Origin of the sequence: Pseudomonas protegens CHA0 (assembly GCF_000397205.1) — a bacterium.
In the GTDB taxonomy this organism is placed as follows: Bacteria; Pseudomonadota; Gammaproteobacteria; order Pseudomonadales; family Pseudomonadaceae; genus Aquipseudomonas; species Aquipseudomonas protegens.
The window spans coordinates 2,725,616-2,749,621 of sequence record NC_021237.1; the positions used below are offsets into that span (position 1 = coordinate 2,725,616).

The following is a 24,006-nucleotide window of genomic DNA, read 5'->3' on the forward strand; positions in this document are numbered from 1 at the left end:
TTCAAGGCTGCACAGGCGCCAGCCGGTCGTAGATCACATCCAGGGCCGGGCCCAGGTCGCCGTCGCCCTGGGCCACGGCCCTGATGCCCTGGGGTACCGGCAATGACGGATCGCCATGCATCCCGAACGGCGGCGGCAAGCTTGCCACCTTTGCCGGACGCTCATAGATCACCCGGCCTTCCTTGACGGTCTTGAGCACTTGGATCTCGCTCAGGGTCTCGGGTTTGACGGTCAGCGGGTTGGCCGAGAGCACCGCGAAATCCGCCAGCTTGCCCGGGGTGATGGAGCCTTTGCGGTCTTCTTCGAAATGCTGGTAGGCCGACCACAGGGTCATGGCCTTCAGCGCCTGCAAGGGCGTCACCCGCTGGTCCGGGCCGAGTACGTAGGCGCTGCGGGTGGTGCGGTTGACCGTGGCTGCCAGCACTCGCATGGAGTCCGGCAGGGCCACCGGTGCATCGTGGTGGGTGGTGAATTTCATCCCGGCCTGGAGCACCCACTGGGTCGGCGAGATGTTTTCCGCGCGTTCGGGCCCCAGCACCGACTGGCGATGCCAGTCGCCCCAGTAGTAGGTGTGCATGGGGAACAGGGAAGGGAAGATCTTCAGTTGCTTGAGTTCGGCCACCTGGTCCTTGCGCAGGGTCTGGCCGTGGATCATTACCGGCCGCACATCGACCCCGGGGTAGGCCTGTTCCGCGGCACGCATGGAACCGAGCAACTGGTCGATGGCGCGGTCGCCGTTGGTGTGGGAAAGGATCTGCCAGCGGTTGGCCAGGGCCTCTTTATAGATGGCCAGGGCGTCGGCGTCCTTGACCACGCCGTAGCCGGCATAGCTGGCGTCCTGGCCCTGGGGCGGCTTGAAGTAGGGCTGGCTCAGCCAGGCCGTCTTGCCCTGGGGCGAGCCGTCCAGGGTCAGCTTGACCCCACCGATGCGAAAGTGCTGGTTGTACACCACCGGCTGGTTGCTCGGGTGATACCAGGGGGCGACCATCAGTTGCTTGACGCCGGGGGTGAGGATATCCGGGTAGGAGACGATGTCCGCCAGCAACTTTCCATCGCCCGCGGCCTTGATCGCGGTCTTGACCTGGTCCGGGGAAGAGCGGCCGTCCTGGATCGTGGTGTAGCCATAGCTGACATACAGCTTCTGCCCGGCGCTGAGCATGTCCACCGCCTGGTCGGCGGTGAGCTTGGGGAAGATCTTGATCAGGGCGTTGAAGAAGGCGTTTTCCTCCAGCACTCCGTTGGGTTCCTGGCTGCCGTCGACGCGGCGGATCACCCCGCCTTCCGGGTTGGGGGTCGACGCGTCGATCCCCGCCAGTTCCAGCGCCTTGCTGTTGAGCACCCCCAGGTGCGAGGACTGGTGGACGATGGCGATGGGCAGGTCGCGGGTCACGGTGTCCAGATCGGCCTTGGTGGGGTGGCGCTGTTCCTGCAACTGGGAATCGTCATAGCCAAAGCCGAACAGCACGCCGAACTGCTTGGGGATCGGCGACTGCTGTTCAAAGCGGCGCAGGGTTTCCTGGAGCCCGGGGATGCTGTTGTTGGTTCCATCCGGTGGCGGCAGCAGGTTGGCGCTGGCAGCCTGGAAACCCACCATCGACACATGGCCGTGGGGGTCGACGAAGCCCGGTAGCAGGGTCGCGCCCTTGAGGTCGAGCATCTGTGTGGCCGGGGCCTTGTTCTTGAGTACCTGTTGCCGGTCACCCACGGCGAGGATCTTGCCGTCCTTCACCGCCACTGCCTGGGCCTTGGGGTGCTGGTCATCGATGGTGATGATCGGGCCGTTGAACCAGATGGCGTCGGCCACCGGCGGCGTGGCCGCCAGGGCGCTGGCACTGGCGAGCTGGAGCGCTGCCACGAGCAGCGCGAAGGAGGTCTTTTGCATGTGCGTTCTTCCTTGAAGCGGGCAGGAGCGCACTAGCCTAGCCGCAAAGCGCCGCCGCGGGCGAGTGGCTTGAGGTATGGTGTGCGGCCTTTTAGCTGCGACTCAAGGCTTGTCATGCCATTCAACAAACGCCAGCAGGCGGCCACGGAGCGCCTGCTGGCCGCCACCCTGACCGAAGCCTGCGAAGCCGCCAAGGCCGAAATCGTCGGTTTTTCCTGGCTGACCCACGAAGTGGACTACGCCGCCTTTGCGGCGAGCCTGGTGGTGGTCTGGGTCTTCGACACCCAGGCCCACAAGGAGCAGGCCCTGGCGGCCGGGCAGGGCGCGCGGATGCTCGAACTGACGGCCCGGGCCCTGGAAGAGGCCGATGTTCACCTCGACGCCCTGGAAACCCGTGTGTTCTTCGACAGCGAAGAGCAATGCCGGCGGATCAATGGTGGCGATTGGGCGCAACGCCTGAAGCGCCTGCGCCCGGGCCGGGGTTGAGCCATGGCCAAGGAAATCGACAACCCCTGCATCGCCCTTTGCCAGCTCAGTGGCGACCTGTGCCTGAGTTGCGGGCGCAGCAAGGACGACATCCGCAAATGGAAGCGCATGAAGCGCCCGGAAAAAATGGCCGCCGTGCAGCGGGCCGGCATCCGGCTCAAGGCCTTGCAGAAAAAGAAGGGCTGATCAGGTATCGCTCTGGAATTGGCCGGCGCCCAGGCGCCGCACGCTCAGCCAGAAGTCTTCCCCAGGTTCGTACTCGGCCAGAGACAGGCGGTGCACCTGTCCCTGCTCGTCCTCCACCGTCAGGCTGGTCTCCCAGTCGAAATCCGGGTTCTGGGAAATGGTGTAGGACGGGTAAGGGCTGTTGATCTCGAAATGAATCGAGTAGACCTCCAGTGGCGGGCACGACAGCAGGCCTTGTGCGTACAGCTGCCAGACCTTGCGCATGCCGGGCACGCACAGGCGCTCGGCAAAGGCCAGGGCCTGGGGGATGTCGTCCCAGGCGGCCTGTACCCCTTGCTGCGCGGTCGCGAGCCGGCGCTGGGGCGGTTCGTTGCTGGGGTGCTGGACGTAGACCAGGCGGCTGCCGAACTGCAATTCGCATTGCAGCACGCCGGCAGTGGTTTCCCAGTGGCCCAGCAGCGATTCCTTGAGCAGGTCTATTTGCATCGCGCCTGAGGGCTCAGGCCGTTTGCCGGCGCATGGCCAGGATGGTGGTGCCAAAGAAGATAAAGGTGGAACCCACCACCCGGTTGACCCACTTGGACAGGGCCGGCCGGGTCAGCACGCCCTTGGCCCGGGAGGCCAGCACCGCGTAGACGCTGAGGGAGGTCAGGGACAGCGCCATGAAGATCAGGGTCAGGATGAAGAACTGCGGCAGCAGCGCGGCGTGCTGGTCGATGAACTGGGGGAACAGGGCGGTGAAGAAGATGGTCGCCTTGGGGTTGGTGGCGGCGGTCAGGAAGGCCGACTTGAACAGCTTCAGGCGCGGCGGCTTGCCGACCTTGGTGCTGTCTGCGCTGGCTTCGCTCAGCAGTTGGCTCTTGCTGAACAGCTGCTTGGCACCCAGGTAGAACAGGTAGCCGGCACCGACGATCTTCACCGCGTTGAAAATCCATTCGGAACTGGCGATCAGTGCCCCGAGGCCGAGCATGGCCGCGGCAGACATGCAGAACAGCCCGCTGACATTGCCCAACGATGACCAGATAGTGGACTTGGCGCCGTAGGCCACGCTGTTGTGCAGCGCCACCAGGGTAGCGGGGCCGGGGCTGGCGATGGCGATGGCTGCCACCAGGGTGTAGGTCAGTATCGAGTGAGCATCCATGGTCCGGACTCGTCTTGCAGAAAAAGGGGGCTTGATTCTATCGGGGCCAGGGCGAGCTGTATGCCAGAAATTGACGGCTTTATCGAAGGGCGCGAACGGCGCAGGCCACCGCCTTCGAGGCGCATCGGTGCCCATTGTCAACCATTGCTGCAATCGATAGTTATCATCAAAAAGTGCAGGTTCCGTTTTTCCGGCAAAGGAGGAAGATAGCGCTTACACCGTGCTTGCTGCAGAAGGAAACACCCGATGAGAATCTCGACTCTAGTGACCCTTGTGGTGCTTTTGATCGCGGGAACCGGGGCTTCTGCGGCCACCCTCGCCACTGACGACGCCTCCTGCCACTTCCTGCCCATGGCCGACAGCAGCACCGACCTGCAACACGCGCAGTCGGTAGGCGTGCTGTACAGCGAAAACACCATCAGCACCCTGCAATACCTGGAGCACTACCATGCGGTGGCGCTCAACGGGGCGAAGAATGCCGGCCTCGATCCGCGCATCAGCCAAGCCTTCGTCAACAGCTCGGACCCGAAACGGGCAATCGACTGGCTGATGGCTTCGCTGCAGAAGCATTTCGGTTCGGTGACCGTCTATGACAGCCTTGACGCGGTGGTCCAGGCCCACCCCGATGTGGTGGTGATGCTCGATACCTACAACCAGTTGGTGACCAAGCGCAACAGCAAGGTCGAGGCGCGCTTCATCGCCAAGTTCTATGACGCCAACCTGCAGTACATCGGCCAGGCAGCCGGGATCCAGGCCAAGGAACTGCCGTCGGTCTGGGTACGGGGCAAGGCGGCGCCGGAGATCGCTGCGCAGATCAACCAGCAGACCGAGTTGCAGGTCGATGCCCTGAAGCAGTTCGACGCATCGCTCAAGGCCCTGGTGAGCCAGGGCGAAGCGGGGCAGATGGCGGCCAACAAATGAGTTGCAGGCAGGCCTGATGAAAAAAAGCCCCGAATGTTCGGGGCTTTTGCTTTGTGCCTGGCCGGGGGCAGCCTGTGGCGCGGTGCCTAGGCCGAGGCCAGAACCCCCGCGACCAGCAGCGCTATGCCCAGGTACCAGCCCCAGAGAAAGGGCCGGGCTTGCGGGTCTTTCCTGGCGTAGACGTACACATAGAAGGGAATGAACAGGCTGAGGATGGCATTGCCCAAAGAATTCTTCAGGGCCACGCAGAAAATCGCGAACTGCATCGCCACCGTAAGTGCCAGCCCTGACAGGATCAGGAACATAACCATTGAATCGTCTCGCTATCGAATGAAGGTCGGTCACCCCCTCTGGTGCGTCGCGGCCCGGATGCGGGCAGCGGCGCGCCAGAGGGAGCGGTGTGACGGGTTATCGACACGGCGGTGCAAAGCAATAGGCAAGGGTGCCGTCATCGACCCTTCATTCACTTGCGAGCGTTCACTGCTGGTGCCAGGCCGGGTTTCAGGCGCCGTTGCCCAGGGACGCCATGTCGATCACGAAGCGGTAGCGCACATCGGCCCGTTCCATGCGTTCGAAGGCCTGGTTGATGTCCTGCATGGCGATCATTTCGCAGTCCGGGAGGATGTTCTTGCGCGCGCAGAAGTCGAGCATTTCCTGGGTCTGGGCGATGCCGCCGATGGGTGAACCGGCCAGCCGGCGCCGGCCCAGGAGCATGGGCAGGGTCAGTTGTTCGTCGATCGGCCCGACCTGGCCGACGATCACCAGGGTGCAGTCGATGTCCAGCAGGGGCATGTAGGGCGAGACGTCGTGGCGCACCGGAATGGTGTCGATGATCAGGTCGAAGTTCGACTGGGCGCGGGCCATGGCCTGCGGGTCGCTGGACACCAGCAGTGCATCGGCGCCCAGGGCCAGGGCGTCGGCGCGCTTGTCGGCGCTGCGGCTGAGGACCGTGACCTTGGCTCCCATGCCCACCGCCAGCTTGACCGCCATGTGCCCCAGGCCACCGAGGCCGATGACCCCGACCCGGCTGCCGGGCCCGACATTCCAGGTGCGCAGCGGCGAATAGGTGGTGATGCCGGCGCACAGCAGCGGCGCGGCCTTGGCCAGCTCCAGGCCCTCGGGCACCCGCAGGACGAATTCTTCGCGCACCACCAGGTGCTTGGAATAGCCGCCGTAGGTCACCTCGCGGGTGATGCGGTCCAGGCCGTTGTAGGTCTGGGTATTGTGCTCGCGGCACATCTGTTCTTCGCCCTTGCGGCACTGGTCGCACACCTGGCAGGAGTCCACCATGCAGCCGACGGCGACGCTGTCGCCGACCTTGTACTGCTTGACCTCGGGGCCGACGGCGGTGACCCGGCCGACGATCTCGTGGCCCGGGACCATGGGGTAGCGGCTGGCGCCCCAGTCGTTGCGCGCCTGGTGCAGGTCGGAGTGGCAGACCCCGCAATAGAGGATTTCCATCGCCACATCGTTGGCGCGCAGGGCGCGACGCTGGAAGGTGAAAGGCGCCAGGGGAACCCCGGCGGACTGCGCTGCGTAACCGAAGGTTTGCATGATCAGCGTTCCTGTGTGAGGGAGAGCGAATGATCCGAAGGCAGGGCTACAAGCATAGAAGCCCCGGGCGCACCGTGAGGACGGCCGACCGATGGTTGTGCGGGCCAACCGGCCTTGCACCGCAAAGGCCGGTGCGAGTAAGTGGCGCTCCTTCGTTGTCCTGGGGGCCCGGTTGCAGCTTCAGGGCGTGGCAGCCACGCCCCGGGCACTGGGCTCAGGGCGCGCCGAACATCGCGGTCCAGTAAATGCCGGCATCGCTTTTCGGGTCCACCGCGTAGGCCGCGCCCAGCTCGCTGTAGGCCGGGTTCATCAGGTTGGCGCAATGCCCGGGGCTGGCCAGCCAGCCGTCCACCACCTTGCGCACCGTGTCCTGGCCGGCGGCGATATTCTCGCCCACCTGCTGGCCGGCATAGCCTGCCAGTTCCGCGCGGTCACCCGGGGTGCGGCCGTCATGGTCCTTGTGGTCGAAGTAGTTCTGGTTGGCCATGGCCCGGCTGTGTTCCTCGGCGGTGGTGCCTAGGGTGGCGTTCCAGGCCAGGGGCGCGGTGGCGGCAAAACCCTGGCCACCGCATTGCCGGGGCTGGCCGCGGGCACTGTTGATCTGCGCGAGCAGTTGCTGGCCCTCGGCCTGCCAGTCCCCCAGGCGCGCGGACAGCAGCGGTCGCGCGAGCACGATGCGCCACTGGTTGGCCTGGCGATTGACACCGATATCGACGAACTGCGGGTCCAGCACCACCTGGCAGAAGCTCTCGCGTACCGCCTGCATCGCCGCCTGGGCATCCCGGGGGCCGGAGAGGCTGATGGCCTGCACGTTGACCATGGGGTATGCCGCCCGGGCCAGGGCCTGCTGCAGGTCACCGACGTTGTCCACCGGCAGGATCAGCCGTGGGTCGCCGGTCAGCGGCGGCAGCTCCGAGGAGGCCTGGTTGGCGCAGCGTTGCGGCTGGCTGCGGTAGGCGTTGATCGATTCGATCAGTTGCGACTGGTCGTCGGCGACGGCGCCGGTGGCCGCCAGCAAGCCCAGGGCCAGGGCTGTGGCGGGCAAGAACAGTGAGCGCATGGGCATGCAAGTCTCCCGGGAATTGGACAGCGCCCATGATGCACCCGGCGCCGGGGCATTTCATCCGCCGGTGGATGAAATCGGTGTTAGCCGCTGCGCCTCAATGGAAGTCGTAGTACAGCGCCCATTCGCCGCTGGCGGGGTGTTTCCAGAACATCAGGCTGCCGCCGTGCACCACGTTGAGTCCGATCTTGGCGTCGGAGGAAATCTGCATCACGAATTCGAAGCCGTCCCCGACATCGATTCCCGACTGGCAGAACGAGGGGTAGCCCCCGAGCTTGTGCTGGTAGCAATGATTCACCAGGTCGTAGTAGCACTCGATCTGCCCGGAGTTTTCCAGTTCGAGGATTTCCCGCTCCAGGTCCTCCGGCACGCCACCGCCGTCCCACAGCGGAAAGTCCGCGGGCACTGCCTCGGGCTTGAGCGGGAAGGGCTTGAGAAAGGCCCCGGGGGCAGTCAGGTCCTTGCGCACCAGCACATCCTCGGCACGGTACTCGCGAATCAGCCAGCGCTCGCCCATGGGTTCCAGGGGCTCGGGAAAGGGGTTGGCGACGAACACCGTGAGCACCCGCACGCCTTCCAGCAGCGGGCTGTGGAAGGGCAGCGCCGGCAGATAGAGCTGGGCGAACGGCAGCAGGGTTTCCCCGGCGCTGTTGCGCGGCAGCTCTTCATCCTCGCGAAACATAAAGACCCGGCCCAGCCAGCTTTCCTCGTCGCTGCCGGAGGGGCGAAAACCGCCGGGAATCAATTGCAGCGCCGGCTTGGCCAGGCGGCGCTGGATTTCCTGAATGTCCATGGTCAGGGCAGGTGTCCTGTTCGAAAGAAAGGGAGCGGCAATGTATCAAAAGTCCTCTTGCCTGGGGACCGTGGTGGGCTCAGCGCAATTGCCTCGGAGTGGCGTTGAGCAACTTGCGCATCAGCCGGCGCAGGGCCGTGGCGTCCTGGTATCCCACCTGCTCGGCCACGCGCTCCACCGAATATTTGCTGCTTTGCAACAGAGCCCTCGCCCGGTTCAGTTGCACATTCTGGATCAGGCGCAAGCTGCTGTGGCCGGTGACCTTGCGTATCTGGCGACCCAGGGTCCGTTCGGACATGCTGAACTGTGCGGCCAGTTCGCCGACGCTGGGCAGGTTTGGCAAGCCGGCTTCGATATGGGCGGTAAGCCGGCTGATCAGGGTGCTGCCCTGGGCCATCATTGCCGGTACCCGAAACGGTGCCTGCAATTGCCGCCGATCAATCAGCAGCGTCTGCCCCACCGCGTCTGCCAAGCTCGTGCCGAAACGGCTGCGCAGCAGATGCAGCATCAAATCCGATTGGCCAAATGCTGCTCCGGCGGTGGTTAGCGGAGGGTCGACCACAACCATCTGGTCCGGATCCACCTTGGTGTCGACGGCCCACTCTTGCAGCAGCGGCGCCAACCACCAGGAGGTCGTAACCCGGCGCCCGGGCAGGAGCCCGGCGGCCTGCAACAGGAAAACGGCGGAACAGGATGCCGCCACTTCGCCTCCGAGTTCCAGATGATCGCGCAATGCATCCAGCAACGGGGCAATGTCTGCTTGCAGCAGGCGCTGGGCGATGGCCTCGGGGGTGTCAATGCCCAGCCCCGGCACTATCCAGCAGGACCGATCATCGTCCCTGGCATCCAGGGCCTCGACCTCGAGCAGCAGGCCCTGGCCCAGGGCTACCTGGCCAGCCTGCAAGGCACAAACCCGCCAGCGCGGAGCCCCGAGCCCCAGGCGTGGGGCCAGCAGCGCGGCGCTGGAAAGCATGTCCAGGGTCAGGGCGACGCTGGAGGCAAAGGAACCGGGTAGGAGCAAGACGGTGAAATCGTTCATTGGCGGATTATGCATGAAAGATGTCGAATCGGTCGCTGTTGGCCAGGGATGAGCACAGGCTCAATAGCCGCTCCTTTTCTGTGTAAGTGGTGATGCCGATGCCTAATATTCTGATCAAGATCCCCCAGGGCGCTTTCGATGCCCGGCAGCGTGCCAAGGTCTTGCAAGAGGTTACCCAAGTGGCCCTGACGGTGGAGCAAATAGGTGATGACCCCCGTCAGCGGGCGTTGTGCTGGGTACTGCTGGAAGAGCTGGCGCCGGGCTTCTGGAGTTGTGGAGGTGCCGACTCCAGTGCCCAGGCGGTTCCTTGCATGGTCCGGGTCAAGGTCCCGGCGGGCGTGCTCGATGCTGCCCAGCGCCAGGCCTATGTCGAGGGCTTGCATCAGGCGCTGGCCGCCTGTCTGGCAGAGGACGATCCGCGAATGCTGATGACCTCGATCCTGCTGGATGACGTGGCTGATGGCACCTGGGGGGCTAACGGTTCGTTGTGGCGGCTGGCGGATTTTGCCCGAGCGGCGGGCTATCGGCACCTGTCCCACCTGCATACGCGATAGTTCCGACCGCCTTCCCAGGCCCTCGGCTCAGGCGTCTCTACCGTGAGCCGCTGCCGCGAGCTGGCTGGTATCGACCCGCACGAAGACCGAATCGCCAATGGCGGTCAGCACATCGCCGGCATACACCTCGCAGATCACCTGGCTCTTGCGGCCTACTTCACCCTCGACCCTGGCGCGCAGGGTCAGGGGCACGCCCATGGGGGTGGGCTTGATGAACTTGATGCCCAGGTTGCCGGTGACGCAGTCGATGCGTGGCAGGCTGCCGGGCTCGCGCTGTTCGTTGCGGTAGTGGTAGGCCATGGCGGTCCAGTTGGAGTGGCAGTCCACCAGCATGGCGATCAGGCCGCCGTAGACCAGGTCCGGCCAGCCGCAGTACTTGGCGTCGGGCAGGTGCTCGGCCACCACGTGCACACCGTCCTCGTGCCAGTGGCTCTTGATGTGCAGGCCGTGATGGTTGCTGCTGCCGCAGCCGAAGCACACGCCTTCGGGGGCGGTGGTGTCTTGCAGTGAGGTCGGGTGCATGGTTGTTCCTTGTTGTTCTTGGGGGCGCGGCGCCGGGTGCTTTCCCGGCGTTGCAGCGCAGCATCCTATCCAATTTGCCTGAACGATCGAAGGACGGATTGCAGCTAGCTGGGGTAGTGCATGGTCAGCACGGCCCAGCGCAGGTTCTCGACCCCGGGTACTTCGCCAATATCGCGGGAGGCGTGTTCGACCCAGCCGGTGTATTCCTCGACCGCCTCCAGATGCTTTGTCCATTTATCCTCTGTGAAGCCGACGCCGAAGATGATCACGCTGCCGCTGGCGACCTTTTCTTCCTTGGCCTTCAGGCGTGTCATGTACCAGTAGTCGTCCGATGCCGAGATGAACAACTTGCCTTGGTTGGCGTTGGCAAAGGGCGCCTTGAGTTCGATGAAGTGGAAGCGCTGCTTGTCTGCGTCGCGGATCCACAGGTCACATTGCTTATGGTGAATGTCCATGTCGGACCAGCGCTGGTCCAGGGCGACCTTGTATTCCACGCCCACGTCGCCGAGCCAGCCGTCGCGTGGCCCGGCCAACCCCCGGTGCTGGATCAGCCAGAAATAGAATTCGAACTTCAGCCAGCCCTCGAAACCATTGCCGAGCACGCTGAGGGCCGAGGGAAGGTGCGGGCGCTCCTGTTCCCAGGACTTCAGGAACGCGCGGAACTCTGTTGCAACACTGTCGATACCTGGCATGGCCGTCCTTTGCAGCAAATGGGTGAAGGTGGTGTTGTGGCGCGGTGCCATCATGCATCAAGGTCGCCTCTTGGCGAAGGCGCATTTGCCGCTGTGAATGAGGGGCGGCCAGCGTCGTTGTGACGCATTGATTGCGGCAGGTGTCGTACAGCGTCGAGGTTTTCCCGGGCGGGCGGCTCGTGGCTCCGGCCAAGACAGGCTGATGCCGTAATGATATTCTTGCGCTGAATCGGTTCATCGTTTGTGCAGAAATACCTTACCCGTGCTTAGCTTCAAGTGGCCTGTTCGGGTCCCTTGCAAGGCTGTGGGAGTGTCTGCACGACCCCGCCGAATGTAATGTCAGGCAGTGTTCGTTTACCTCTTTGGTTGAACCCGACCCCTAATTTCCTGTTGGCCCCCGCAGTTGCGGGCGTCATTCTTGTTCGTCCGGCAGTTTGCGACGCGCAAGGTCGGGCAGGGGGAAACTGCCTGTTGGTTGCGTCCCGTGACGTGCCCTGAGAAACACTGTCACTCAAGTAGCTGAAGCCAAGAACGACAAGAAGTCAGCGCCGGAGCGATATAAAACTGAGGTCGAGCCTGTCTCGTCGGCCTTGTGTGCCCACCCTCCAGTTCTTTTGAATGTGTTGGTCCAGGACCTGCGAAATGACTGTTTCGCAATCACCGGAGTACGCAGGATCGAGGATGGGGCGGCGGATGGCGTTCTATCGTAGGTACTCAGAATGTTTAAGAAAGTGAACACGGCCCTGATCGGGCTGGCGATGTCGATAGGCCTCACGACCGCGCACGCGGCTGAGCCGAAGAAAGTGGATGTGCTGCTGATCGGTGGCGGCATCATGAGTTCGACCCTCGGGGTCTGGCTCAATGAGCTGCAGCCGGATTGGTCGATGGAGATGGTCGAGCGCCTGGACGGCGTCGCAGAAGAAAGCTCCAACGGCTGGAACAACGCCGGTACCGGCCACTCCGCTTTGGCCGAGCTGAACTACACGCCGGAAGGCAAGGACGGCAAGATCGAGATCGCCAAGGCCATCGAGATCAACGAAGCGTTCCAGATTTCCCGGCAGTTCTGGTCCTGGCAGGTCAAGAACGGCGTCCTGAAGAACCCGCGTTCGTTCATCAACTCCACCCCGCACATGAGCTTTGTCTGGGGCGATGACAACATCAAGTTCCTCAAGGCCCGCTACGAGGCCCTGCAGGCCAGCCCGCTGTTCAGCGGCATGCAGTACTCCGAAGACGCCGAGCAGATCAAGAAGTGGGTTCCACTGATGATGGAAGGTCGTGACCCGGCGCAGAAGATCGCTGCGACCTGGACCCCGATCGGCACCGACGTCAACTTCGGCGAGATCACTCGCCAGTTCGTTGCCCACCTGCAGGCCCAGCCCAACTTCGCGCTGAAACTGTCCAGCGAAGTGCAGGAAATCGAGCGCAATAAAGACGGCTCGTGGCGCGTGACCTACAAGAACCTCAAGGACGGTTCGAAAACCGAGACCGACGCCAAGTTCGTGTTCATCGGCGCCGGCGGCGGTGCCCTGCACCTGCTGCAGAAGTCGGGCATTCCTGAAGCCAACGAATACGCCGGCTTCCCGGTGGGTGGCTCGTTCCTGGTGACCGACAACGCCAGCGTGGCCGAGCAGCACCTGGCCAAGGCCTACGGCAAGGCTTCGGTCGGCGCGCCACCGATGTCGGTTCCGCACCTGGACACTCGTGTGCTGGACGGCAAGCGGGTGATCCTGTTTGGCCCATTCGCTACCTTCTCCACCAAGTTCCTCAAGGAAGGTTCGTACTTCGACCTGCTGACCAGCACCACCACCCACAACTTCTGGCCGATGACCAAGGTGGGCATCGAGCAGTACCCGCTGGTGGAATACCTGGCCGGCCAGCTGATGCTGTCGGATGACGACCGCTTCGCCGCGCTGAAGGAATACTTCCCCAACGCCAAGCAGGAAGACTGGCGCCTGTGGCAGGCCGGCCAGCGCGTGCAGATCATCAAGCGTGACGAAGAGAAGGGCGGCGTGCTGAAACTGGGCACCGAGATCGTGGCCTCCGAAGACGGCAGCATCGCCGGCCTGCTGGGCGCATCCCCAGGTGCTTCGACCGCCGCGCCGATCATGCTCAGCGTGCTGCAGAAAGTCTTCAAGGACCAGGTCGCGACCCCGGCCTGGCAGGAGAAGCTCAAGCAGATTGTGCCGAGCTACGGTACGGCCCTGAACGACAGCCCTGAGCGTGTGGCCAAAGAATGGGCCTACACCGCTGAAGTGCTGCAACTGACCCCGCCACCGCCGGTCAAGGGCGCGGCGCCTCAGGCTCCGGCCAGCCTGGCCAAGCCAGAGAGCAACCCAGCGGCCGACATGGCGCTGTAAGCCCTCGGCCCCGCCCGCGTTCGTCGGGCGGGGCACCGCGGATGCCCCGGTGCATCCGTATCCTGTGCCGGTTGCGGCCATGGCCCCGCCATAGCCGCAGCCAGCCAGTCTCTTGCTCCCGATCCCATTCGCGCTTTTTCGCCGATGCACGCGCCCGATGCGCTGCCCGGTTGTGCGCCTGTGTCACCCGCGCCGGGTTATCATGGCGCGCCCGCCGTAGCCGGGCATGCCCCAATCCTCGGAGTCACCGCCTCGATGTCCAGCATCACCCTGTTCCAAGCCCCGCCGCCCGAAGCCATCCAGAGCCAGATCCAGCAGATGGTGGTGGACTACATCACCGATGTCAGCGCGGTGGCCATCGCCCCGAGCAACCCGCTGTACAACCTGTACCAGTACGGCGTCGGCTATGAGGTGCACCTGTACCTGCAGGCCATGGACGGTTCCCGGGGGATCGCGGTGGAGCTGGTGGTGGCCACCGACCCGCAGGCCCCGGACCAGGTGCTGGGTTTCACCCTGTACCTGCCGGTCAAGGACGATCCCCAGGCCTGCGCCGTGGCGTACATGGCAGTGCTGCAAGGCCACCGGCGCCAGGGCATTGCCCGGCAGATGCTGCAAGCCATGCTGGCGCGTTACCCCCATGCGGAACTTGCCTGCAACGTGGCCAAGGTGGGGTGTTTCGAGGCCCTGGGCTTCCAGCTGCTGGGCGCCCGCGGCCCGCAGGTGCTGATGAACACCCGGGACCACGGCAGCGACGGCCTGCTGGCGGTGCTGGATGTGGCACCGATCTACCAGTCGGTGGAAGTGCGGCAGATCCACACCTACCTGCTGGCCCAGCACGGGCGCAAAGCCATGCTGGAAGCGGAGAAAAAGCGCGACCGGCAGCTGGACCAGATGACCCGCCAGGCCCAGGCGCTGGTGCGCGAGCGCCTCGGGGAAGCGGCCTTGTACCGCTCACGGGCGCCGCAGTTGATCAACTGATCGGGTTGCTTGTTTTTGCCCGAGTGTCTGTGTAGTTTGGCGAAAACACGCAATAACGGGCATAAACATGCAAGGTCAACACCCGCCAGCCGAGCTGCCATCCTTGCGTCGGCAAAAAATCCTTCTGCTGCTGGAGCGCGACGGCAAGGTCATGGCCGCCGAACTGAGCCGGCATTTCGCGGTGTCCGAAGACACCATCCGTCGCGACCTGGCGGAGCTGGATGCCGGCGGCCTGGTGCAGCGGGTCCATGGTGGCGCGCTGCCGCGGCCCAAGGACAGCGGCAAGGACTATTTCACCCGGGTCGGCGAAACCAATGAGGCGAAACTGCGCCTGGCGCAATATGCCGTGCAATGGGTGCAGGACGGCCAGACGGTGCTGTTCGATTCCGGCTCCACCACCCTGCACATCGCCCAGTCGCTGCCGGCGGACATCAGCCTGACCGCGGTCACCGCCTCGCCGATGATTGCCGTGGCCCTGGCCGAGTACCCCAAGGTCAGGGTGATTCTCGCCGGTGGCCAGCTCAACCCGGCAACCCTGTCCGCCAGCGGCCATGAAGCACTGCGCATGATCCAGGGAATCAAGGCCGACCTGATGTTCACCGGCGTCTGCGCGATCCACCCGGAGATCGGCATCAGCTCCCTGCATTTCGACGAGGTGCCGATCAAGCAGGCAATGTTCGACAGTGCCAGCGAGGTCATCGCCGTGACCACCGCCGACAAGCTCGGCGCCATGGAACCCTTCGTGGTGGTGCCATGCAACCGCTTGCACCGGCTGGTGACCGAGCAGGAGGCGCCGGGTGTGGACATCGAAGGCTATCGGCAGTTGGGGATCGAGGTGCTGCAGGTCTGATCCGGCAGCGACCCCCGTTCCGGCGCCGCTTGCAGTAGATGGGGCAGCGCCTCGCGGGGTTGAGCCGTTTTGAAACCCAGGTGCAGCCGTTGCCGGGTGCGGTGCAATTGCATGGGTCAATTCCTGGATGGCGGCGGGGTCAGTGCCTGGCTCATCCACTGCGCCATCTGCCGCAAGCGGTCGCTGAAACCGGCGCCGGCGGGGGCCGTTGCCTCGGCGGCCTGGCGAAACACGTCGATGGTGCCTGCCATTTCCGGGTAGTGCTGCACAAACAGCCACACATGCTCATCCAGGCTCTGGGGCCAGCTCGGCTCCTGCTCCTGGCGCAGCAGGTTGGTGGCGCGAACGAGTTTGCGCGAGGCCTGCCGTTGCAGCCGGAGGACTTCGGCGGGCTTCTGTTCGCGGTCGATGCGCTTGGCGTAGTCGTCCAGCACTGCGAGAAAGTCACCGTTCACCGCCAGGGCAATCTCCCGGCTGGGCCTGAAAGGTGCAAAGCGCGAGCGCAGGTCTTCGCCCCACAGGCAGCGGCAATGGTGCTTGAGCCAATAGCCCCAGCTGCCGAGGTTCCGCGTTTCCAGCACCTGGTTGAGGTCGCCGATATCGAAATCGATCTTCGACACCAGCGGGTGGCGCGCTTGCAGGGCTTGGCGCAGGTTTTCCAGATGCTGGCACGCGGTCGGGTCGGCGGGATCTTGCAGGATCAGGCACAGGTCCAGGTCGGAAGCTCCAGGCCGGGCTGTGCCACGGGCGACGCTGCCGTACAGGTACAGGCTATGCAGCGGCGGGCTGGCGGGAGCGGTGAGGGCGGCGCACAGCTCGTCGAGCAGGGCTCGGTACTCGGGCTGCAGGGGGGGGGCGGCAGGAAGGGCGATCAAGCCGTCGGCATCGACGCCGAATGCGCTATCGGGTGACATGGGGTGGCCTGTAATGCGGGTTCAGCGGCCACCTTAGCAAAGTCTGCCCGGGCCGTTGGAGCGGCCCGGGCAGGGTTGGGTCCAGCCTCAGTTCTTGAAGGCCGAGTGCTTGCGGCCCTGGTCGAGGAAGGCGAACACCACCACCAGCACCGCGGCGACGGCGAGAATGATCACCACGCCGTCGGTGGAGTGGGTGGCCGAGGCCGTCACCAGGGACAGAGCGCCCAGCGGCGCCAGGCCACCAGCGATGGCGGTGCCGATCTCGCGCCCTGTGCCGAAGCCCGAAGAGCGGGTCGCGGTGGGGAACTGGCGGCTGAGGAAGGAGCCCTGTGGGGCGAACATCATCGGCGCCAGAATGCCGGTGCCGACGCCGATGGCGATGTAGATCATCAGGCTCTCACCGGTGTTCAGCAGGGCCAGGAAGGGGTAGGCGAACAGCACCGAGAACAGCCCGCCGAGGATCAGCACGGTCTTGCTGCTCCACTTGTCGCAGAGCCAGCCGAAGAACGGCACGGCGACGATGGCGATCAGGCTGGCGATGGTCACTGACAGCGAAGTGACGTGCACATCGACGTTCTTGTACTGGGTCAGGTAGGCCAGGGAGAAGGTCTTGAAGATGTAGCTCAGGGCGTTGTAGCCCACCGCCACGAAGAACACCACGGCCAGGCCCTTGAGGTCGTTCTTGAACAGCGCCTTGAGTGGCGAGGCCTTGGCTTTCTGGCTTTCCTTGCTCAGTTCCTTGAACTCCGGGGTTTCCGGAATGCTGTTGCGCACCCACAGGCCGACGGCCACCAGGACGATGCTGCAGACGAACGGAATGCGCCAGCCGCCGGCCAGCAGGAAGTCGTTGCCGTTGATGGTCAGCAGGTAGATGGTCAGCGACGACAGCAGCAGGCCCAGGTTCAGCCCCAGCGCCGGCCAGGCGCCCTGGCTGCCGCGCTTGCCTTCGCTGGCATGCTCATAGGAGGTGACCGCCGCGCCGGACAGTTCGGCGCCGGCGCCCAGGCCCTGGATGATGCGGATTGCCACCAGCAGGATCGGCGCCCAGATGCCGATCGACGCATAGCTGGGGATCAGGCCGATCAGCGCGGTGCACACGCCCATCAGGCAGAAGGTCAGCACCAGTACCTGCTTGCGGCCGAACTTGTCCCCCAGGTAGCCGAACAGGATGCCGCCGAAGGGGCGGGCGATAAAGCCGATGGCAAAGGTCGAGAAGGCCATCAGGGTGGCGCTTTTCGGGTTGCTGTTATCGAAGAAGATCTTCGAGAAGACGATGGCCGCCATGGTGGCGTAGAGGTAGAAGTCATACCACTCCAGCATCGAGCCGAAGATGGTGGCCGCCGCGACCTTGCGCAGGCGTTTCTTGGTTTGCTGTGGGGTTTCCGCTGCAGTACTGCTGGTTTCAACTGCGGTCATATCCGTACATCCTCATGAATCATTGTAGTTATTGTCGAGTTGACGCGAGCCTTGCGCGACGCGCCCTAAAGGGCGGCCAAGGGGTATTGCGGCGACACGCGGCCCGCTTGGCAGTGCCGGGGCACTGCACTGCAAGGTGATGGCGCGGGGTGTTTCAGGCGGCCTGGAAAATCCGGTCGGCAATCATCGAGCCAATGGGAATCGCCGAGGTGGCGGCGGGCGAGGGCGCGTTGCACACATGCAACATGCGCGGGGTTTCGGCGAACAGGAAATCGTGCACCAGGCTGCCGTCGCGCATCACCGCCTGGGCGCGGATCCCCGCCTCATAAGGCAGCAGGTCTTCCACTTGCAGGGAAGGGCAGTACTTGCGGCACTGCTCCAGGTAGCCGGACTTGAACAGCGAGTTCTTCATCTCGGTGGTGCCAGAGCCGAGGTTCTGCCAGATGGTTTTCCAGAAACCGGGGAAGCTGGCGTACTGCGCCACGTCGCGCCAGTTGATGGAGAACTTCCTGTAGTTCTCCCGGCCCAGGCCCAGTACCGCGTTGGGGCCGACGGTAACGCTGCCGTCGATCATGCGGGTCAGGTGCACCCCGAGGAACGGCAGCTCCGGATCGGGGATCGGGTAGATCAAGTGATTGACGATGTTGTTCTTCGACGCCGGCAGGCGGAAGTACTCGCCGCGAAAGGGGATGATCTGGTGGTCGATCTTCACCCCGGCCATCACCGCCAGGCGATCCGATTGCAGGCCGGCGCAGGCCACCAGCTTCTTCGCCCGCCAGCTGCCGCCATGGCTGCTGACGGTGACGCTGTCGGCGCTTTCCTGGATCGCGGTGACGGTCTGGCTCAGGCAGATCTCGCCGCCCTCGCGGCGGATCACCCGGGCCATGGTGTCGCAGACTTCGCGGTAGTCGACGATGCCGGTGGCGTCGAGGAACAGCCCGCCAAGACCGACGATATTCGGTTCGCGCTGGCGCAGTTGCTCGGCGTCCAGGCGCTCCACCTTCAGGCCGTTCTGTTGCGAGCGCTGGTACAGGGCCTCCATGCGCTGCACTTCCAGGGCGTTGGACGCCACCAGCACCTTGCCGCAGACCTCGAACTTGATCCCGTGCTCGCTGCAGAACTGCTTGGTGGCCTCGGCGCCACGCTTGCACAGGTCGGCCTTGAGGCTGCCCGGGGCGTAGTAGATGCCGGCGTGGATCACCCCGCTGTTGTGCCCGGTCTGGTGCTTGGCCAGGACGTTTTCCTTTTCCAGGATGACCAGCGAAGCGCCGGGCTGGCGCTTGAGGATCTCCATCGCCGTAGCCAGGCCGACGATGCCGCCGCCGATGATGCAAAAGTCGTAAATCATTGTTCTTAGGTACCTTGGATCCAATGCGTTTCGGTCTGGTTATCAGGTTGTCAGACTAACTAATCCGACAAAAAACCGCAGGCCGTGGCATGCGGCTCGAAGCGTGAAGCTTTGGTCAATCGATAGTCGGCAGTTCCAGGCCCAGGCGCTTGGCCGAAGCCCGCAAGTGGGCGTCGGCGCAACCGGCGGCGGCCTGGCGGTCGCCAGCGGCAATCGCCTGGTACAGCGCCTGGTGTTCCTGGGTGGCATCGGCGGAACCGCCCACCATGCGCAGCGCCGAGTTCTCCCAGGCGGCCTTGCGGGCGCTGGTCAGCTGGCTGCGCAGAAAATCATGGAAGGCCACGAAATAGTCGTTCTTGCTGGCCTCGGCGATGGCCCGGTGGAACTCCACGTCGGCCAGCCCCGCGGCTTCGAAATCACTGCGCTTGTCGTGCATTTCCTGCAACGCGCCCTGCATCCGTTGCAGGTCGGCGGCGTCGCGGCGCTGGGCGGCGATCGACGCGGCCTGGGTTTCGATCCACAAACGCATCTCGAACATCTGCGCCAGGTCCGGCAGGCGGCCATCGCCCTGGGGGAAACGGAACACGGTGCCGGCGGGGGTCTTGGAAATGTACGAACCCAGGCCACGCCGGGCGATCAGTACGCCGTCGGCTTTGAGCTGGGCGATGGCCTCGCGAATCACCGAGCGGCTGACGTTCAACTGCTCGGCCAGTTGCTGCTCGGTGGGCAGGCGCGATTCGGGGGCCAGGCGGCCGGAGTCGATCTCGGTGCGGATCGCATTGACCACACGCACAACGAGAGAGTCGGGTCGCTGGAGTTCAAGCATGGGTGGGTAAAACCTTGGTAGTCAGGTTGTCAGACAATAGCCGTTGGGAATTTTCGCTGTCAAGAAAAACCCACGCCAGGCAGGCGTAGGCGGGGGCCACAAACCCGCACTCAGGCCGTAAGGGGGCAACTGAAAATCAGGTCGTCGAAGTCTTCGCCACCCATGCGGAAGGCCCCTTCGTCACGTTGCTGGAAGACGAAACCGCATCGCTGCAGAACCTGGCAGGACGCAGCATTGCCGTCGGTGACCGTGGCCACCAGGCGCTTGATCCCCAGGCTGTGGCGGGCGTATTGCATCAGCGTGCGCAGGGATTCCGTGGCCAGGCCCTTGCCTTGATGACCGGGGGCCAGCAGGTAGCCGACCTCGGCTTCGGCGCCGGACCGGTCGCTGACTCGCAGGCCGGTGAAGCCCAGCTCCTCGCCGCTGTGGCGATCGCGGATCACCAGGCACAGCCAGTGGTCGCAATCCATGTCCCAATGGGGCAGGCGCGAGGTGAAACGCTCCTCGATCTGCATCCGGGAGAGCGGATCGCAGACATAGCGCAGGTTTTCCGGGTCGCTGTGCAGGGCCAGGAACAGCTCCCAGTCATGGACGTTCAGGGGGCGCAGGTTCAGGCGAGGGGTGTGCAGTTCCAGCATGGGGGCTCCCGATCCGTGGGCAGGAAAGATTTTGGGCACTTTACAGGAGAAAAGTCTGACCGCTGCGCTGCTTATTTCGCATAAGATCCCGGGCCTGGGTTTTCAGGGATAGGGCAGGTAAGCGTGAACTGGGACGATCTGCGGTTTTTCATTGCCGTCGCCAATGCCAGCAACATCACCGACGCCGGGCAGGCGCTGAAGGTGTCGGCCTCGACGGTCTCGCGCAAGATCCTGGTGCTGGAGCAGGCCTTGAGCAGCGTGCTGTTCCTCAAGACCACCCAAGGCTATTTCCTCACCGAAGCCGGCCAGGCCCTACTGCCCATGGCCCTGGAGATCGAGGAGCGCTTGCGCCTGATGGAACGTCAGTTGTCCCGGCCAGGCGCGCGCATGGCCGGGGTGGTGCGCATCGAATGCCCGGAGTTGATGGGCAGCCACCTGATCATTCCCGCACTGGCGCAGTTTCGCTTGCAGCATCCGCAGATCAGCTTCGATTTCGTCAATGCGGCGCGCTCGGTCAAGCTCACCCAGAGCCACAGCGACCTGCTGCTGCGCCTGCAACGGCCGGAAGCCGGCAACTTCACCCTGCGCCGGGTCGGCGAGTTGACCCAGGCGCTGTTCTGTTCCCCAGGTTATGCCGCAGCCCATGGCTGCCCCGAGAAGCCTTCGGAGCTGCGCCAGCATTCGCTGATCGGCTGGAACCAGACCCTGGCCCACATGCCCCTGGCCCGCTGGCTGGACCAGCTCAGCGGTAATCAGCCGTTGTGGATGCGCACCGGCAACCTGGAGGCGCAGCTCAAGGCGGTGCAGGCGGGCCTGGGGATTGCCGCCTTGCCGGCCTATATCGCAGAACCCCTGGGCCTGCACCGGGTCTTGCCCCAGGCTCCGGCCCACCGCGCGGATATCTGGCTGCTGCGCAACCTGGCGACCCAGGGCCAGGAGCGGGTCGAGCGGGTGGCGGAATTTCTCTGCGATCTGCTGGCGCGCCAGGGCTTGCAGGGTGAGGGCAAGGCCGGCTGACGCGCTAGGCGCCACGCAGCAATAGCCACCCGGCCACCGCCATCAGCAGCAAGCCGAATAGCGCATTCTGCGCCAGCAGCAGGCGAGGGCGGTCGTGCATCAGCCGCTGCAGGCTTGAGCCCAGGCTGGCCCACAGCAGGTGGCCGAACAGGTTCACCGCGATCAGCGCGGCGCTGAGCGCCAGCACCACGGCAGTGCCCGCATCGGCGCCCGGGCTGAAGGTGGAGAACATGACCAGCAGCATCACCAGACCCTGCACATTGCCCAGTTGCAGCATCACGCCATCACGAAACTGCAGGGCTTCACTCTGCTCGCCAGGCTTGCGCAACGGCCGCAGCAGCAGGCGCAGGCCCAGCCAGAAAATGTACAGGCTGCCCGCTATCCGTAGCCCCCAGAGCAACCCTGGGTACGCCGCCAGGCTGTGATACAGCCCCAGCCCCACCAGTAGCGCCAGGAGCAGGTAGGTCAGGTCCAGCCCGCAGATGAAGCGCAGGGAACGCCGCACGCCGCTGCGGGCGCCGGAGCTGGCCACCATCAGATTGCCGGGGCCGGCGCTCAGGGCCATGGGCAGCATGGTGGACAGCCACAGCGGCCAGTTGATGTCGTGGATCGGGGGCACGGGCGGCTCCTGGAAGGCAGTGCGGATTGCACTGGCGCCAGCTTAAGTCGCCGCCACGCGTGGGGTTAGGGGCAGGAATGGAAAGCGGTTTTGCATCGCTCCAGTCCTTGCCGGGCGGGCGCCTCAAGCTTCGGCCGAACCCTGCAGCGCAGCCTGTAGCCACTGCGAGAAACTGCGGGTCAGCGGGCTGCTTTCACTGTCGCGGTGAATCAGCCAGGCCCAGGTCGGGCCGCGCACGCTCTGTTCGCACAAAGGGCTCAGCAATTGGCTGACCAGGGCAAGGCCCACCGCCTGCTGGCCAGCCTGTATCCCGGGCGGCAGGTGATCCGGCTGGATATCGACGCTATCGCCGCAGGGGGCGGCGGCATTCACTGCGTGCCCCATCAGCAGCCCGGGCTGTGAGGGTTTGGGCAAAGTGGTCTGTTACAGATGGCAGAATTGGCCTGATAAAATCCGCCACTCACGCACTAACCTGCGCACTCTTCAATAACCGGGGCTGATCCCGGTGTGGATGATCAAGAGGAGCGCGTAATGAGCGATCAACAACCTGCGGTGACGGTACGGGCGATTCAGCCTGGGGATTACCAGCAATGGCTGCCGCTGTGGCTGGCCTATCAGGATTTCTATCAGGTGACGCTGAGCGAAGAGGTCAGTCGCCGCACGTTCGAGCGTTTCCTCGATTCGCGGGAACCGATGTATTCGGCGGTGGCGGTGCAGGGCGATGAAGTCATCGGCTTCGTCAACCTGGTGTTGCACCGTTCGACCTGGGCCGTCGGCGACTTCTGCTATCTGGAAGACCTGTACGTGGCCCCGTCGATTCGCGGCAGCGGGGCGGGGAAACTGTTGATCGAGTGGGTGCAGGCCTTTGCCCGGCAACACCAGTGCGCTCGTTTGTACTGGCATACCCAGGAGAGCAACAAGCGGGCGCAACGGTTGTATGACTGGGTGGCGCACAAGCCGGGGGTGATCGAGTATCGGATGGAGTTGTAAGGGCCTGGCTGGACGCCCGTTGCTGCAGCAACGGCTATCCAGCCAGGATCAAGGCCTATGCCCCATGCCGAAATACCAGTGCCTTGAGCCCGCACTGCGGATCCGCATCCGGAAACTCCGGCGGGTTCTCCAGCCGCTGTTCAAAGTGCAACCCCGGCGCCGCTTCGGCCATCCCCTCCAGAAGAAAATCCACGCTAAACGCCGGATCATTCATGCACGCCAGGACGCAACCATCGGCCGTGAGCAACTCCGGCAGGCGCCGCAGCACCCGCGCATAGTCCTTGCCGAGGACAAAGCTGCCTTTCTGGAACGACGGCGGGTCGATGATCACCAGGTCATAGGGTCCGCCCTGCTTGACCTTGCTCCAGGACTTGAACAGGTCATGGCCGAGGAAACTCACCCGGCTGGTGTCGTGGCCGTTGAGCCGGTGGTTGTCGCGGCCGCGGCTCAAGGCCGCCCGGGACATGTCGAGGTTGACCACCCGCTCGGCGCCGCCGGCAATCGCCGCCACCGAGAAGCCGCAGGTATAGGCAAACAGGTTCAGGACATTCTTGCCCCGGGCATTGGCCCGCACCCAGTTGCGCCCGTAGCGCATGTCGAGGAACAGCCCGTTGTTCTGCTTGCTGCCCAGGTCCACCTGGTAGCGCAGGCCTTCCTCGGTGATGGTGCAACTGTCGATGGCCTCGCCCAGCAGCCACTCGCCACGGCTGTCGGGCAGGTAGCGGTGTTGCAGCATCAGGCTGCGGGCGCCGCTGGCCACCCATTGCGGGGTCGAGCCCAGCTCCGCCAGCAACTGCTGCAGGGCTTCGAGTTGCCCGGCTTCGGGTTCCTTGAACAAGGACACCAGCACTACCCCCTGCAGCCAGTCCACGGTCAGCTGTTCCAGCCCCGGCCAGCAGCGGCCGCGGCCATGGAACAGGCGCCGGGTTTCGCCGGGCGCGGCGGCCAGGGCGGTCAACAGGTGCTGGTTGAGGGTGGCGAGGGCGAGAGGAGTCATCAGTGGGGCCGGTCATTTTTTCGGGGCGGCATTTAACCACGGGCAGCAGCCCGCCCGCCAACCAGCAATTGCTGCTGGCTGGCGGCCGCCTGCTGTCGGGCCAGGGGCTTGTCGGCAGGTGTTTCAACGCGGATCTGGACAGCGGTGGTGATGGCGGGTAACTGCACGCCAAGGGCGACGAGCTCGAACCGTGCCGCACGTCGAGCAGGCTGCGCCCGTTCGC

Annotated in this window: 28 protein-coding genes and 1 pseudogene; 10 read left to right on the forward strand and 19 right to left on the reverse strand. The window is 64.5% G+C overall.

All coding sequences use genetic code 11. The features are described from left to right. Position 1: 1 nt before the first annotated feature. Positions 2-1,882: an amidohydrolase gene (locus PFLCHA0_RS12380; RefSeq protein WP_015635175.1), complete on the reverse strand. Its 1,881-nt coding sequence runs from the start codon at positions 1,880-1,882 to the stop codon at positions 2-4. A gap of 114 nt (positions 1,883-1,996) precedes the next feature. Between PFLCHA0_RS12380 and PFLCHA0_RS12385 the strand changes: the two genes are divergently transcribed. Together PFLCHA0_RS12385 and PFLCHA0_RS12390 are read left to right on the forward strand one after the other, a co-directional pair. Continuing rightward, a complete protein-coding gene (locus tag PFLCHA0_RS12385; RefSeq protein WP_015635176.1) occupies positions 1,997-2,368 on the forward strand; it encodes a hypothetical protein in 372 nt (123 codons plus the stop codon). Positions 2,369-2,371: 3 nt separating this feature from the next. After that, entirely contained in the window at positions 2,372-2,554 is a 183-nt protein-coding gene (locus PFLCHA0_RS12390) for a DUF1289 domain-containing protein (RefSeq protein ID WP_011060713.1), read from the forward strand. Here PFLCHA0_RS12390 and PFLCHA0_RS12395 read toward each other — a convergent pair whose 3' ends face one another. Then, a complete protein-coding gene (locus PFLCHA0_RS12395) occupies positions 2,555-3,040 on the reverse strand; it encodes a hypothetical protein (RefSeq protein ID WP_011060714.1) in 486 nt (161 codons plus the stop codon). A gap of 13 nt (positions 3,041-3,053) precedes the next feature. Further along, on the reverse strand, positions 3,054-3,695 hold the full coding sequence (locus tag PFLCHA0_RS12400; protein WP_041752171.1) for a LysE family translocator: 642 nt from the start codon (positions 3,693-3,695) through the stop codon (positions 3,054-3,056). 246 nt (positions 3,696-3,941) lie between these two features. Between PFLCHA0_RS12400 and PFLCHA0_RS12405 the strand changes: the two genes are divergently transcribed. Next, the gene (locus PFLCHA0_RS12405; RefSeq protein WP_015635178.1) at positions 3,942-4,616 is read left to right on the forward strand and encodes a hypothetical protein; all 675 of its coding nucleotides are present in this window, start codon (positions 3,942-3,944) and stop codon (positions 4,614-4,616) included. Between the two features lie 86 nt (positions 4,617-4,702). Here PFLCHA0_RS12405 and PFLCHA0_RS12410 read toward each other — a convergent pair whose 3' ends face one another. From PFLCHA0_RS12410 to PFLCHA0_RS12430, 5 genes are all read right to left on the reverse strand, one after another. Beyond that, complete coding sequence (locus PFLCHA0_RS12410) at positions 4,703-4,927, reverse strand: hypothetical protein (protein ID WP_011060717.1); 225 nt, start codon at positions 4,925-4,927, stop codon at positions 4,703-4,705. Between the two features lie 190 nt (positions 4,928-5,117). Beyond that, positions 5,118-6,170 carry an NAD(P)-dependent alcohol dehydrogenase gene (locus tag PFLCHA0_RS12415; protein WP_015635179.1) on the reverse strand — a complete coding sequence of 351 codons (1,053 nt, stop codon included), beginning with the start codon at positions 6,168-6,170 and terminating at the stop codon, positions 5,118-5,120. Between the two features lie 214 nt (positions 6,171-6,384). Then, positions 6,385-7,230, reverse strand: coding sequence for a CAP domain-containing protein (locus tag PFLCHA0_RS12420; RefSeq protein WP_170866308.1), 846 nt, complete (start codon positions 7,228-7,230; stop codon positions 6,385-6,387). A 100-nt stretch (positions 7,231-7,330) separates the two neighbouring features. Further along, positions 7,331-8,026 (reverse strand): YwqG family protein, encoded by a 696-nt coding sequence (locus tag PFLCHA0_RS12425; protein ID WP_015635180.1) that lies wholly within the window; start codon positions 8,024-8,026, stop codon positions 7,331-7,333. Positions 8,027-8,105: 79 nt separating this feature from the next. After that, positions 8,106-9,065, reverse strand: coding sequence for a GlxA family transcriptional regulator (locus PFLCHA0_RS12430; RefSeq protein ID WP_011060721.1), 960 nt, complete (start codon positions 9,063-9,065; stop codon positions 8,106-8,108). A gap of 98 nt (positions 9,066-9,163) precedes the next feature. On the opposite strand from PFLCHA0_RS12430, the gene PFLCHA0_RS12435 reads away from it, so the two are divergent. Continuing rightward, complete coding sequence (locus tag PFLCHA0_RS12435; protein WP_015635182.1) at positions 9,164-9,619, forward strand: tautomerase family protein; 456 nt, start codon at positions 9,164-9,166, stop codon at positions 9,617-9,619. 27 nt (positions 9,620-9,646) lie between these two features. Here PFLCHA0_RS12435 and PFLCHA0_RS12440 read toward each other — a convergent pair whose 3' ends face one another. Both PFLCHA0_RS12440 and PFLCHA0_RS12445 read right to left on the reverse strand, forming a co-directional pair. After that, complete coding sequence (locus PFLCHA0_RS12440; RefSeq protein ID WP_011060723.1) at positions 9,647-10,141, reverse strand: PaaI family thioesterase; 495 nt, start codon at positions 10,139-10,141, stop codon at positions 9,647-9,649. A 104-nt stretch (positions 10,142-10,245) separates the two neighbouring features. Next, positions 10,246-10,887: a hypothetical protein gene (locus PFLCHA0_RS12445; RefSeq protein WP_011060724.1), complete on the reverse strand. Its 642-nt coding sequence runs from the start codon at positions 10,885-10,887 to the stop codon at positions 10,246-10,248. Positions 10,888-11,552: 665 nt separating this feature from the next. On the opposite strand from PFLCHA0_RS12445, the gene mqo reads away from it, so the two are divergent. The 3 genes from mqo to PFLCHA0_RS12460 all read left to right on the forward strand — a co-directional run bounded on the left by mqo (position 11,553) and on the right by PFLCHA0_RS12460 (position 15,018). Further along, positions 11,553-13,190, forward strand: coding sequence for a malate dehydrogenase (quinone) (mqo, locus tag PFLCHA0_RS12450; protein WP_011060725.1), 1,638 nt, complete (start codon positions 11,553-11,555; stop codon positions 13,188-13,190). Between the two features lie 255 nt (positions 13,191-13,445). Further along, the gene (locus PFLCHA0_RS12455; protein ID WP_015635183.1) at positions 13,446-14,168 is read left to right on the forward strand and encodes a GNAT family N-acetyltransferase; all 723 of its coding nucleotides are present in this window, start codon (positions 13,446-13,448) and stop codon (positions 14,166-14,168) included. 67 nt (positions 14,169-14,235) lie between these two features. Next, positions 14,236-15,018 (forward strand): DeoR/GlpR family DNA-binding transcription regulator, encoded by a 783-nt coding sequence (locus tag PFLCHA0_RS12460; RefSeq protein WP_015635184.1) that lies wholly within the window; start codon positions 14,236-14,238, stop codon positions 15,016-15,018. Positions 15,019-15,134: 116 nt separating this feature from the next. On the opposite strand, the gene PFLCHA0_RS12465 is transcribed toward PFLCHA0_RS12460, so the two are convergent. The 5 genes from PFLCHA0_RS12465 to PFLCHA0_RS12485 all read right to left on the reverse strand — a co-directional run bounded on the left by PFLCHA0_RS12465 (position 15,135) and on the right by PFLCHA0_RS12485 (position 20,160). Continuing rightward, positions 15,135-15,932, reverse strand: coding sequence for a nucleotidyltransferase domain-containing protein (locus tag PFLCHA0_RS12465; RefSeq protein WP_015635185.1), 798 nt, complete (start codon positions 15,930-15,932; stop codon positions 15,135-15,137). An 87-nt stretch (positions 15,933-16,019) separates the two neighbouring features. Further along, positions 16,020-17,348, reverse strand: a complete 1,329-nt coding sequence (locus tag PFLCHA0_RS12470; RefSeq protein WP_015635186.1) for an MFS transporter — start codon at positions 17,346-17,348, stop codon at positions 16,020-16,022. Positions 17,349-17,502: 154 nt separating this feature from the next. Then, positions 17,503-18,696, reverse strand: coding sequence for an L-2-hydroxyglutarate oxidase (lhgO, locus tag PFLCHA0_RS12475; RefSeq protein WP_011060730.1), 1,194 nt, complete (start codon positions 18,694-18,696; stop codon positions 17,503-17,505). 115 nt (positions 18,697-18,811) lie between these two features. Further along, the gene (locus PFLCHA0_RS12480; protein WP_011060731.1) at positions 18,812-19,522 is read right to left on the reverse strand and encodes a FadR/GntR family transcriptional regulator; all 711 of its coding nucleotides are present in this window, start codon (positions 19,520-19,522) and stop codon (positions 18,812-18,814) included. Between the two features lie 110 nt (positions 19,523-19,632). Continuing rightward, entirely contained in the window at positions 19,633-20,160 is a 528-nt protein-coding gene (locus tag PFLCHA0_RS12485; protein ID WP_015635187.1) for a GNAT family N-acetyltransferase, read from the reverse strand. A gap of 123 nt (positions 20,161-20,283) precedes the next feature. Here PFLCHA0_RS12485 and PFLCHA0_RS12490 point away from each other — a divergent pair, with 123 nt between their 5' ends. Then, positions 20,284-21,177: a LysR family transcriptional regulator gene (locus PFLCHA0_RS12490; RefSeq protein ID WP_015635188.1), complete on the forward strand. Its 894-nt coding sequence runs from the start codon at positions 20,284-20,286 to the stop codon at positions 21,175-21,177. A gap of 4 nt (positions 21,178-21,181) precedes the next feature. On the opposite strand, the gene PFLCHA0_RS12495 is transcribed toward PFLCHA0_RS12490, so the two are convergent. Beyond that, complete coding sequence (locus tag PFLCHA0_RS12495; protein ID WP_015635189.1) at positions 21,182-21,796, reverse strand: LysE family translocator; 615 nt, start codon at positions 21,794-21,796, stop codon at positions 21,182-21,184. A gap of 123 nt (positions 21,797-21,919) precedes the next feature. Continuing rightward, entirely contained in the window at positions 21,920-22,132 is a 213-nt protein-coding gene (locus tag PFLCHA0_RS32130; protein WP_324608082.1) for a hypothetical protein, read from the reverse strand. On the opposite strand from PFLCHA0_RS32130, the pseudogene PFLCHA0_RS31960 reads away from it, so the two are divergent. Further along, positions 22,076-22,198 (forward strand): annotated as a pseudogene (locus PFLCHA0_RS31960) (agmatine deiminase family protein); the annotation flags it as partial. The gene PFLCHA0_RS32130 and the pseudogene PFLCHA0_RS31960 overlap by 57 nt on opposite strands. Positions 22,199-22,327: 129 nt before the next feature. Further along, positions 22,328-22,786, forward strand: a complete 459-nt coding sequence (locus PFLCHA0_RS12505) for a GNAT family N-acetyltransferase (protein ID WP_011060736.1) — start codon at positions 22,328-22,330, stop codon at positions 22,784-22,786. Between the two features lie 55 nt (positions 22,787-22,841). Here the strand turns inward: PFLCHA0_RS12505 and PFLCHA0_RS12510 are convergent, their stop codons facing one another. After that, entirely contained in the window at positions 22,842-23,783 is a 942-nt protein-coding gene (locus PFLCHA0_RS12510; RefSeq protein WP_015635191.1) for a class I SAM-dependent methyltransferase, read from the reverse strand. 32 nt (positions 23,784-23,815) lie between these two features. Then, on the reverse strand, positions 23,816-23,950 hold the full coding sequence (locus PFLCHA0_RS32075) for a hypothetical protein (protein ID WP_015635192.1): 135 nt from the start codon (positions 23,948-23,950) through the stop codon (positions 23,816-23,818). Positions 23,951-24,006: the final 56 nt, after the last annotated feature.